The following is a 10,146-nucleotide window of genomic DNA, read 5'->3' on the forward strand; positions in this document are numbered from 1 at the left end:
AACCGGTCAAAGGGACATGAAAATCCCGTCTCAGAGTCGGCGCATTCGTTTGGTTCGAACCTCCCCATGACTGCTGAAATATCCGCCGGCGCCACGGATCGCGCTGATATGTCGGCCAGAGCCTTGCTCCTGCTGCCGCTGACGGTCGCCTGCGGCGTGTTCATGACCAGCCTCGATCAGAATGTGGTGGTAACGGCACTGCCCGGTATCGGCGAAAGCCTCGCCCGTCCGCCTAGCCAGCTCGGTCTGCTGATCACTGTCTATGTCGCCAGCCTGATCATCTCGATGCCGCTCGGCGGCTGGGCCGCCGATCGCTTCGGCCTGCGCAATGTCTACTGCTTCGCCTTGCTGGTGTTCGCCGCCTCGTCGGCCCTGTGCGGTCTCTCGAACGACATCTGGATGCTGGTCGGCGCCCGCGCGTTGCAGGGCTTCGGTGGCGCGCTGATGGGTACGCTCGGCCAGGTCGTCATCCTGTCGACCTTTCCACGCAGCCGGACGCTGAAGATCAACATGTACATCTCGCTGGCCGGCCAGTCCGGACCGCTGGTCGGCCCGCTCGTCGGCGGCGCGCTGACCACCTACATTTCCTGGCGCTGGATCTTCTTCATCAACGTGCCCTTCGGGCTAACGGCGGCCGTGCTTGCCGCCTCGCTGTTTCCCACCATGACCAAGCCGGTGCGCACGCCCTTCGATTTTCCGGGTTTTCTGCTGGTCGGCAGCGGCATGGTCCTGCTGGTCTTCGGCATGGACTCGCTGGCGGCGAAGGACGTAGCCGGAAGCATGATCGCGGTTGAGCTTGTGCTGGCCGTCGTCATTCTGACGGCCGCCTCGTTCTACTGCCTGCGCGTGCGCAATCCTCTGCTCGATCTCAAGCTCCTGCGCATCCGCACCTTCCGCATTTCATTCCTTACTGGCGGCGGTCTGGATACGATCGGCCTCAGCTCCGTCGTCTTCCTGCTGCCACTGATGTTCCAGCTCGGCTTCGGCATGAGCGCGGTGCAGGCGGGATCGCTGACCTTCGTCGCGGCGGTCGGATCGGTGGTCATGCGGTTCTTCATGCCGCGCCTTCTCAATCGCTTCGGCTTCCGCCGCGTGCTGGTCGTCAACACGCCCGTGGTCGCCGCGATGGTCGCGGGCTTTGCCTTGCAGCAGGCGACGACGCCGGTGTGGATCACGCTGACCTACATCTTTGTCTTCGGCGTGTTACGCTCCGTGCAGTGGGCATCGACCGGCAACCTCGCCTATTCCGACATCGCGCCCGAACAGCTCGCCCGCTTCAGCGCGCTCTATTACATCCTGTGGCAGCTGGCGGTCGCCATCAGCGTCGGTCTCGCTGCTGCCATGCTGTCATTCCTCGCCGGCGGCGGCGCGGCGGTCGCCAGCGATTTCCGGATTCTCTTTATGATCGAGGGCGTCATCACGCTCTGCGCGCTGCTCGCCTATCTCAAGCTGACGCCACAGGACGGTGCCCATGTCAGCGGCCATGGCATGCAGATGACCGAGTAGGCCACAAGCCTTACTCGCTGAACGTCACCCATTCTTCCAACGGCACGCGATCGGTGCGGAAGGCGTTTTCCGGCTTGGACGTGTCTTCATAGCCGAGCGCCATGCCGCAAACGACGATCTCTTCGTCGGGAATGTTGAGCACCGGCCGGATTTGCCGGTGATAGGGCGCGAAGGCCGCCTGCGGGCAAGTGTGCAGGCCCCTGCCCCGCGCCGCGACCATGATGTTCTGCAGGAACATGCCGTAGTCGATCCACGAACCCTGGTTGAGGCGGCGATCGATGGTGAAGATCATGCCGACCGGCGCATCGAAGAAGACGAAGTTGCGGTCATGCTGGGCGCGCATCCTGTCGACCTCGCGTCGGCCGATGCCGAGCGCGCCATAGAGACCGAAGCCATTGGCACGGCGGCGGGTCAGGTATGGCTCGAAAAACTGCGTGGGATAGTAGCGATACTCGTCCCAGTCGGCCTTTTCGGCCCGGATGCCGGAATTCAGGATGGCATCCGATATCTGCTGCTTGGTCTCGCCCTTGGTGACGTAGACGCGCCATGGCTGCATGTTGGTGCCCGACGGTGCGCGCGCCGCGACCGTAAGAATGGCGCGGATCGTCTCGTCGTCGACCATGTCGGACAGGAATGCACGCACCGAACGGCGCGTTAGGATCGCCTCGTCGACAATCTCGGCATCGCCCGCGATCCGAGCCTTCTTTTCCAGCATGGGCCGTCCCTCAGCCTTTGTGTCGATCGGACGTCCCCACTCGCCGCTCGAAGAAGCGGAGCCTTTGCATGAACCGTCAAAATCCTGCAAGCAAATCTTGAGCATCGGTGAAAATCTACTTGATTTTTTCATGAGCTTGCTTTCTCATGAAATTCGGATGGAAATTTTCATGACGAGAGCGTTTTGCCCTCCACTACCGCACGAACATTGCAGGGACCTGACGAACGCGTGCTGGCAAGCGATATCAGGGCGCTGCGCAGGGCGCGCGGGCTGACGCTGGCAGGGATCGCCCTGAAACTTGACCGTTCGGTCGGTTGGGTCAGTCAGGTCGAGCGTGGTCTGTCAACGCCATCGCTCAGCGACCTCAGGGCCTTCGCGGAGCTGTTCGGCGTTCCGATCAGCCTGTTCTTCAGTCACGACGTACCCCAGGAAAGCGAGCGCGGCGTGATTGTGCGCGCGGGCAAGCGCCGCACGCTTGGCACCAGCGAATCCGGCCTGGTCGAAGAGCTTCTGTCGCCCGATCTCGGTGGCAGTTTCGAGATGGTGCGTTCGGTCTTCGCGCCGGGCGCGGAGCTGAAGACCGAGGCCCGCCGACCGACCGAGGAGGCCGGATACGTCGCCTCCGGGCAGTTCGATATCGAGATCGCGGGCATCTGGCACCGGCTCGGCGAAGGCGATTCCTTCCGCTTCGAAGGCAAGCCTTATCGCTGGCGCAATCCCGGGACCGAGCCGGCGGTTGTCATCTGGGTGGTTTCGCCACCCGTCTACTGAAATGCATGTCGCCCAAGACCGTGCGCGGTTTTGGGTCGACGACATGCATCAAAACAAAAGCAGAAGCGCAGCGCGCTTGAAGTTTGGGAGAAGAACATGGCGGGTTTGCCGAGCACGGCGCGCGTGGTGATCATCGGAGGTGGCGTTGTCGGCACCTCGGCGCTCTATCATCTGGCCAAGGCAGGCTGGACCGACTGCGTGCTTCTGGAAAAGAACGAGCTGACGTCAGGCTCGACCTGGCATGCCGCCGGCAATGTTCCGACCTTCTCCTCGTCCTGGTCGCTGATGAACATGCAGCGCTATTCGACCGAGCTTTACCGGGGCCTTGCCGAGGCGGTCGACTATCCCATGAACTATCACGTCACCGGTTCGCTGCGCCTCGCCCACTCGAACGAGCGCATGCAGGAATTCCAGCGCGCCAAGGGCATGGGCCGTTACCAGGGCATGGACATCGACGTGGTCGGCGTCGACGAGATCAAACGCCGCTATCCCTTTATCGAGACGCACGACCTTGAAGGCGCGCTCTACGACCCGAGCGACGGCGATATCGACCCGGCGCAGTTGACCCAGGCGCTGGCCAAGGGCGCGCGCGACATGGGCGCCAGGATCATCCGCTTCTGCCCCGTGATCGGCGTGCGCCGTGAGAAGGACGAATGGGTGGTCACCACACCGCAAGGCGATATCCGTTGCGAGATCGTCGTCAATGCCGCCGGCTACCGCGCCGCCGAAGTCGGCAGGATGTTCGGCCGCGAAGTGCCGATGATGGTGATGAGCCATCAATATATCCTGTTCGAGGAAATCCCCGAACTGGCGGCATGGTCGAAGGAACAAGGCAAAAAACTGCCGCTGCTGCGCGACGTCGACACCTCATACTACTTGCGCCAGGAAAAGGGCGGCATGAATCTCGGCCCCTATGAGCGCAATTGCCGCGCGCACTGGGCCACCCACAACGATCCGATGCCGGAGGACTTTTCCTTCCAGCTCTTCCCCGACGATCTCGACCGGCTGGAACACTACCTGGCCGATGCCGTCGCCCGCGTGCCGATCCTCGGCACCACCGGCCTGTCCAAGGTCATCAACGGGCCGATCCCCTATGCGCCGGACGGCAATCCGCTGATCGGCCCGATGCCTGGCGTGCCCAATGCCTTCGAGGCCTGCGTCTTCACCTTCGGCATTGCCCAAGGCGGCGGCGCCGGCAAGGTGCTGGCCGAATGGGTCACGCAAGGCCAGACGGAGTGGGACATGTGGTCGTGCGATCCGCGCCGCTTCACCTCTTTTGCTGCTGCACCGGACTACTGCGTCGCCAAGGGCATGGAAATCTACGGCAACGAATACGCCATCCAGTTCCCGCGCCATGCCTGGCCGGAAGGGCGCGACCGCAAGCTGTCGCCGATCCATGATCGCATCAAGGCGCTCGGCGGCCGCTTCGACGCCTATAATGGCTGGGAACGCGCCACCTGGTACGCGCAGGACGGCGACGATATCTCCGAGGAAGCGACCCTGACCTTCCGCCGCGACGGGCCCTGGCAGCACCGCGTGCGCGAAGAGTGCCTGGCCGTGCGTGACGCCGCCGGCATCCTCGACCTGCCCGGCTTCTCGCGCTTCAATCTTGAGGGCCCGGGCGCCGCCGAATGGCTGAGCCTGCAGGTCACCGGCCTGGTGCCGAAGCCTGGTCGTATCGGGCTCGTCTACTTCGCCGACGACAAGGGGCGCATCGTCACCGAAATGTCCGTCGTGCGCCATGGCGAGGATCAGATGACGCTGATCACCGCGGCGGTGGCGCAGTGGCACGATTTCGAATGGCTGAAGTTGCGCATGCCAGCGGATGCGGCCTTCACGCTGACCGACCGCACCGAGGAGTATTCGACCCAGATCCTCGCCGGCCCCAACTCGCGAAAAATCCTCGCCGATGTCTGCGACGCTGATCTCACTTTGCCCTGGCTGACGCACCAGGAAACGACAATAGCCGGCCGCTGGGCGAGGCTCGTGCGCGTCTCCTTTGCCGGCGAGCTCGGTTGGGAAATCCACACCAGGATCGACGACACAGCTGCCGTCTTTGACGCCATCTGGGCCGCAGGCCAGAAACACGGTCTTAAGCCGTTCGGCATGTACGCGCTGGATTCGCTACGGCTCGAAAAAGGCTACCGCACCTGGAAGGGGGATTTGTCGACCGACTATTCGGTCCTGCAGGGTGGGCTGGAGCGCTTCGTCAAATGGGAAAAGCCCGACTTCCGTGGCAAGACGGCGCTGCAGAACGAGAAACAGCAAGGCGTGAAGAAACGCTTCGTCACGCTGGTCGTTGAAAACCCCGGTGATTGCGACGCGCCCTACATGTCGACGCTTTGGCATGGCGGCCAGATCGTTGGTGAAACCACCTCAGGCGGCTGGGGCCATCGCATCGACAAGTCCATAGCGCTCGGCATGCTGCGCGCCGACCTGACCGAGCCAGGCACCTCTGTCGAGATCGAAATCTTCGGCGACCGGTTCAAGGCTGTCGTGCAGAAGGACGAGCCCTTGTGGGATCCGAAGAACGAGAGGCTGCGCGCATGAAGCGGGTCATCCTCACCGATGGCGGAATGGGCCAGGAACTGGTGCGGCGCAGCAAGTCGGAGCCGACGCCGCTGTGGTCGGCCAGGGTTCTTATCGACGAACCCGATCTGGTGCGCGGCCTGCATGCCGAGTTCATCCGCGCCGGTGCCCGCGTCATTACCATAAACACCTATTCGGCGACGCCCGAACGTCTGGCGCGCGAAGGCGCGGAGGACCTGTTCAAACCGTTGCAGAAGCGCGGCATCGACCTGGCCAGGCAGGCGCGCGACGAGGCCGGCGACACGGCGATCGCCGGTTGCCTGTCGCCGCTTTTTGGCAGCTACGCGCCGGCACTGACCATTTCCTACCAGGACACGCTTGACATCTACCGCCGTATCGTCGCCGAGCAGGCGAATGGCGTCGATCTGTTCCTTTGCGAAACCATGGCGTCCGCCGAGGAAGCGCGCGCGGCCGTCACTGCGGCGTCGGAAAGCGGCAAGCCGGTATGGGTATCGTGGACGCTTGCCGACCACGGTGAGCCCCGGTTGCGCAGCGGCGAGACGATTGCCGCCGCGGCAAACGCCCTCGGTGGTTTGCCGGTGGCCGCTCGGCTGCTGAACTGTTGCCGCCCGGAGGCAATCGCGGCGGCCCTGCCTGAGCTGATCGAACTTGGCGGCCCGGTTGGCGCCTATGCCAATGGCTTCACCTCGATCGAGGCATTGCAACATGGCGGCACCGTCGACGTGCTGCACGCGCGTCACGACCTCGATCCGGAGGCCTATGCCGATCAGGCGATGGACTGGGTCGAAGTCGGCGCCCAGATCGTCGGCGGCTGCTGCGAAGTCGGGCCGAGCCACATCGCCGCGCTACGCGACCGGTTGGAAGAGACAGGGTACGAGATTTCGGGAGTAGCAAATGCCTAGACCATCCTCGCGCATTTCCGGCATCGTGCCTTCGGGCAAGGATGGTTGGGAGGTTCATTTCGCCGCCTGGGCCCGCAAGGAAGCCGGCGAAGACATCATCATGCTGTCGGTCGGCGACCATGATTTCGACACGCCTTCACAGACGATCGAAGCCTGCGTGGCGGCGGTTCGCGGCAGCAACCATCACTACACGCCGCTGCCCGGTCTGCCCCGCCTGCGCAAGGCGATGGCCGCGGCCTCCACCGCATGCACCGGCATTGAAACAACGCCGGATCAGGTCATCGCCACGCCCGGTGGCCAGGCGGCACTTTACGCGGCCGTGCAGGCAGCGCTCGACCAGGGCGACCACGCTATCGTGGTGGCGCCCTACTACGCCACCTATCCCAACACGTTCAGCGCCGCCGGTGCCAGTTTCACCGTCGTCGAAACACCGGCCGAGGACGGTTTCCAGCCGCGTGCCGACATGATCCGCGCGGCATTGCGGCCGAACACCCGCGCCATCTTGATCAACACGCCGAACAACCCGACAGGTGCGGTCTATTCGCGCGAACGGCTGGAACAACTGGCCGAAATCTGCAGGGAGCATGACCTCTGGCTTCTCTCCGACGAAGTCTACTGGACGCTGGGCGGCGGCGAGCATGTCTCGCCGCGCTCGCTGCCCGGCATGGCCGAACGCACGCTGGTCATCAATTCCATGTCCAAGAGCCACGGCATGACCGGCTGGCGCATGGGCTGGCTGACCGGTCCGGAAGCGATGATCGCGCTGCTCACCAACCTCAATCTGGTGACCACCTACGGCCTGCCGGCCTTCATCTCGATCGCCTGCGCCGAGGCACTGGAAAACCGTTATGGCGTGAAGGACATCGCCGAGCGCTATGCGGCGCGGCGCACCGTCTTGCTCGACGCCTTGCGCGGCATGAACGATGTGACCGTACGCGGTTCCGAGGGCGGCATGTATGTCATGCTCGACATATCCGATGTTGAACCCGACGATGAGAAATTCGCCTTCGCCCTGCTCGACAAGGAGAATGTCGGCGTGATGCCGGGTTCCAGCTTCGGCGAGGCCGCCGCCGGCCATATCCGCATCAGCCTGTGCCAGCCGGAGCCCGTGCTCAGGGAAGCGGCACTGCGGCTGCGCCGTTTTGCGTCCACCTATCGCCGCGAGGCCGCATGAACATCTCTTCCCCCAAATCCATCCCCGCCAAGGCACGCGCGGTCATCATCGGCGGTGGCGTGTCCGGCTGTTCGGTCGCCTACCACCTGGCCAAGCTCGGCTGGACCGATATCGTGTTGCTCGAGCGCAAGCAGCTGACATCGGGCACGACATGGCACGCCGCCGGCCTGATCGGCCAGTTGCGCGGTTCGCAGAACATGACGCGGCTGGCGAAATATTCCGCTGACCTCTACGTCAAGCTGGAAGCCGAGACCGAGGTCGGCACCGGCATGCGCCAGGTCGGCTCGATCACCGTGGCGCTGACCGAGGAGCGCAAGCACGAAATCTACCGGCAGGCCTCGCTTGCCCGCGCCTTCGATGTCGATGTACGCGAGATCTCGCCCAGCGAAGTGAAGGAGATGTATCCGCATCTCAATGTCTCCGACGTCGTCGGCGCCGTGCATCTGCCGCTCGATGGTCAGTGCGACCCCGCCAACATCGCCATGGCGCTGGCCAAGGGCGCGCGTCAGCGCGGCGCCACCATCGTCGAGAACGTGAAGGTCACCAAGGTCCACACGAAGGCGGGCCGCGTTGCCGGCGTATCCTGGGAACGTGGTGAAGACCAGGGCACGATCGAGGCCGAGATCGTCATCAACTGCGCCGGCATGTGGGCGCGCGAGCTTGGCGCGCGGAATGGCGTGAACATCCCGCTGCATGCCTGCGAGCACTTTTATCTCGTCACCGAGCCGATCCCCGGGTTGAGCCGCTTGCCGGTCCTGCGCGTGCCGGACGAGTGCGCCTACTATAAGGAAGATGCCGGCAAGATGATGCTCGGCGCCTTCGAACCGGTGGCCAAGCCGTGGGGCATGGACGGCATCCGTGAGGATTTCTGCTTCGACCAACTGCCCGAGGACATGGATCATTTCGAACCCATCCTCGAAATGGGCGTCAACCGCATGCCGATGCTCGCCACCGCCGGCATCCACACCTTCTTCAACGGCCCCGAAAGTTTCACGCCCGACGACCGCTACTATCTCGGCGAAGCGCCGGAACTGCGGGGCTACTGGATGGCGACCGGCTACAATTCGATCGGCATCGTGTCTTCCGGCGGCGCCGGCATGGCGCTGGCGCAGTGGATCAACGATGGCGAGGCGCCCTTCGACCTGTGGGAAGTCGATATCCGCCGCACCCAGCCATTCCAGAAGAACCGCCGCTATCTCAAGGAACGCGTCTCGGAAACGCTCGGCCTGCTCTACGCCGACCATTTCCCCTACCGCCAGATGGCGACGTCGCGCGGTGTGCGCCGCTCGCCCTTGCATGAGCATCTTAAGGCACGTGGCGCCGTGTTCGGCGAGGTCGCCGGCTGGGAGCGCGCCAACTGGTTCGCCCGGGAGGGACAGGAGCGCGAATACCGCTATTCCTGGAAGCGGCAGAACTGGTTCGACAACCAGCGCGAGGAGCATTTGGCGGTCCGCAACAAGGTCGGCCTGTTCGACATGACCTCGTTCGGCAAGATCCGCCTCGAGGGCCGCGACGCCTGTGCCTTCCTGCAGAAACTATGCGCGAACGACATGGACGTCGTGCCGGGCAAGATCGTCTACACGCAGATGCTCAACCAGCGTGGCGGGATCGAGAGCGACCTTACCGTGTCGCGCCTGTCGGATACGGCCTACTTCCTCGTCGTCCCCGGCGCCACGCTGCAGCGCGATCTGGCCTGGCTGCGCCGGCATATCGGCGAGGCGTTCGTCGTCATTACCGATGTAACCGCTGCTGAAAGCGTGCTCTGCGTCATGGGCCCGGATGCGCGAAACCTGATCCAGAAGGTCAGCCCCAACGACTTCTCCAACGAAGCCCACCCGTTCGGCACCTTCCAGGAGATCGAGATCGGCATGGGTCTGGCCCGCGCCCACCGCGTCACCTATGTCGGCGAGCTCGGCTGGGAACTCTATGTCTCGACCGACCAGGCGGCTCATGTCTTCGAGGCGATCGAGCAGGCTGGTGCCGATGTCGGGCTGAAACTCTGCGGCCTTCACACGCTGGATTCCTGCCGCATCGAAAAGGCCTTCCGCCATTTCGGCCACGACATCACCGACGAGGACAATGTGCTGGAAGCAGGCCTCGGCTTCGCGGTGAAGACGGGTAAGGGCGACTTCATCGGCCGCGATGCGGTGCTGAAGAAAAAGGAAGCCGGATTGGCCCGCCGGCTGGTGCAGTTCCGCCTGAAAGACCCGCAACCGCTGCTCTTCCACAACGAGGCGATCCTGCGCGACGGCAAGATCGTCGGCCCGGTCACATCGGGCAATTACGGCCACCATCTCGGCGGTGCGATCGGGCTGGGTTATGTGCCGTGCCATGGCGAGAGCGAGGCGGATGTACTGGCCTCGAGCTACGAGATCGAGATCGCCGGCGAACGTTTTGCGGCGGAAGCGTCGCTGAAGCCGATGTATGATCCGAAGGCGGAGCGGGTGAAGATGTAGCTCCTTCTACCCTCCCCCTTGTGGGGAGGGTCGCGCAGCAAATGCCGCTCGGGCGGCTTTTGCGAAGCGGGG

7 protein-coding genes are annotated in these 10,146 nt (G+C 63.9%); 6 read left to right on the top strand and 1 reads right to left on the bottom strand.

Annotation, left to right across the window (positions count from 1 at the left end):
- Nucleotides 1-108: 108 nt before the first annotated feature.
- Nucleotides 109-1,506 carry an MFS transporter gene (locus tag FJ938_RS24680; RefSeq protein WP_246673499.1) on the top strand — a complete coding sequence of 466 codons (1,398 nt, stop codon included), beginning with the start codon at nucleotides 109-111 and terminating at the stop codon, nucleotides 1,504-1,506.
- 10 nt (nucleotides 1,507-1,516) lie between these two features.
- Here FJ938_RS24680 and FJ938_RS24685 read toward each other — a convergent pair whose 3' ends face one another.
- The gene (locus FJ938_RS24685) at nucleotides 1,517-2,221 is read right to left on the bottom strand and encodes a nitroreductase (protein ID WP_181169174.1); all 705 of its coding nucleotides are present in this window, start codon (nucleotides 2,219-2,221) and stop codon (nucleotides 1,517-1,519) included.
- Nucleotides 2,222-2,449: 228 nt separating this feature from the next.
- Here FJ938_RS24685 and FJ938_RS24690 point away from each other — a divergent pair, with 228 nt between their 5' ends.
- The 5 genes from FJ938_RS24690 to FJ938_RS24710 all read left to right on the top strand — a co-directional run bounded on the left by FJ938_RS24690 (nucleotide 2,450) and on the right by FJ938_RS24710 (nucleotide 10,074).
- A complete protein-coding gene (locus FJ938_RS24690) occupies nucleotides 2,450-2,992 on the top strand; it encodes an XRE family transcriptional regulator (RefSeq protein WP_181169175.1) in 543 nt (180 codons plus the stop codon).
- 96 nt (nucleotides 2,993-3,088) lie between these two features.
- Complete coding sequence (locus FJ938_RS24695; RefSeq protein WP_140698371.1) at nucleotides 3,089-5,542, top strand: FAD-dependent oxidoreductase; 2,454 nt, start codon at nucleotides 3,089-3,091, stop codon at nucleotides 5,540-5,542.
- Nucleotides 5,539-6,444 (top strand): homocysteine S-methyltransferase family protein, encoded by a 906-nt coding sequence (locus tag FJ938_RS24700; protein ID WP_140698374.1) that lies wholly within the window; start codon nucleotides 5,539-5,541, stop codon nucleotides 6,442-6,444. Before FJ938_RS24695 ends, FJ938_RS24700 begins: the two co-directional genes overlap by 4 nt.
- A complete protein-coding gene (locus FJ938_RS24705) occupies nucleotides 6,437-7,618 on the top strand; it encodes a pyridoxal phosphate-dependent aminotransferase (protein WP_140698377.1) in 1,182 nt (393 codons plus the stop codon). The genes FJ938_RS24700 and FJ938_RS24705 overlap by 8 nt, the downstream gene beginning before the upstream one ends.
- Entirely contained in the window at nucleotides 7,615-10,074 is a 2,460-nt protein-coding gene (locus tag FJ938_RS24710; RefSeq protein WP_140698380.1) for an FAD-dependent oxidoreductase, read from the top strand. The genes FJ938_RS24705 and FJ938_RS24710 overlap by 4 nt, the downstream gene beginning before the upstream one ends.
- Nucleotides 10,075-10,146: the final 72 nt, after the last annotated feature.

The organism is Mesorhizobium sp. B2-4-14, assembly GCF_006442155.1.
In the GTDB taxonomy this organism is placed as follows: domain Bacteria; phylum Pseudomonadota; class Alphaproteobacteria; order Rhizobiales; family Rhizobiaceae; genus Mesorhizobium.

What these genes read in the sequence shown, in the direction of transcription:
- FJ938_RS24680 (WP_246673499.1), top strand. Translation starts at nt 109, where the DNA reads ATGTCGGCCAGAGCCTTGCTCCTGCTGCCGCTGACGGTCGCCTGCGGC.
- FJ938_RS24710 (WP_140698380.1), top strand. Translation starts at nt 7,615, where the DNA reads ATGAACATCTCTTCCCCCAAATCCATCCCCGCCAAGGCACGCGCGGTC.
- FJ938_RS24700 (WP_140698374.1), top strand. Translation starts at nt 5,539, where the DNA reads ATGAAGCGGGTCATCCTCACCGATGGCGGAATGGGCCAGGAACTGGTG.
- FJ938_RS24685 (WP_181169174.1), bottom strand. Translation starts at nt 2,221, where the DNA reads ATGCTGGAAAAGAAGGCTCGGATCGCGGGCGATGCCGAGATTGTCGAC.
- FJ938_RS24695 (WP_140698371.1), top strand. Translation starts at nt 3,089, where the DNA reads ATGGCGGGTTTGCCGAGCACGGCGCGCGTGGTGATCATCGGAGGTGGC.
- FJ938_RS24705 (WP_140698377.1), top strand. Translation starts at nt 6,437, where the DNA reads ATGCCTAGACCATCCTCGCGCATTTCCGGCATCGTGCCTTCGGGCAAG.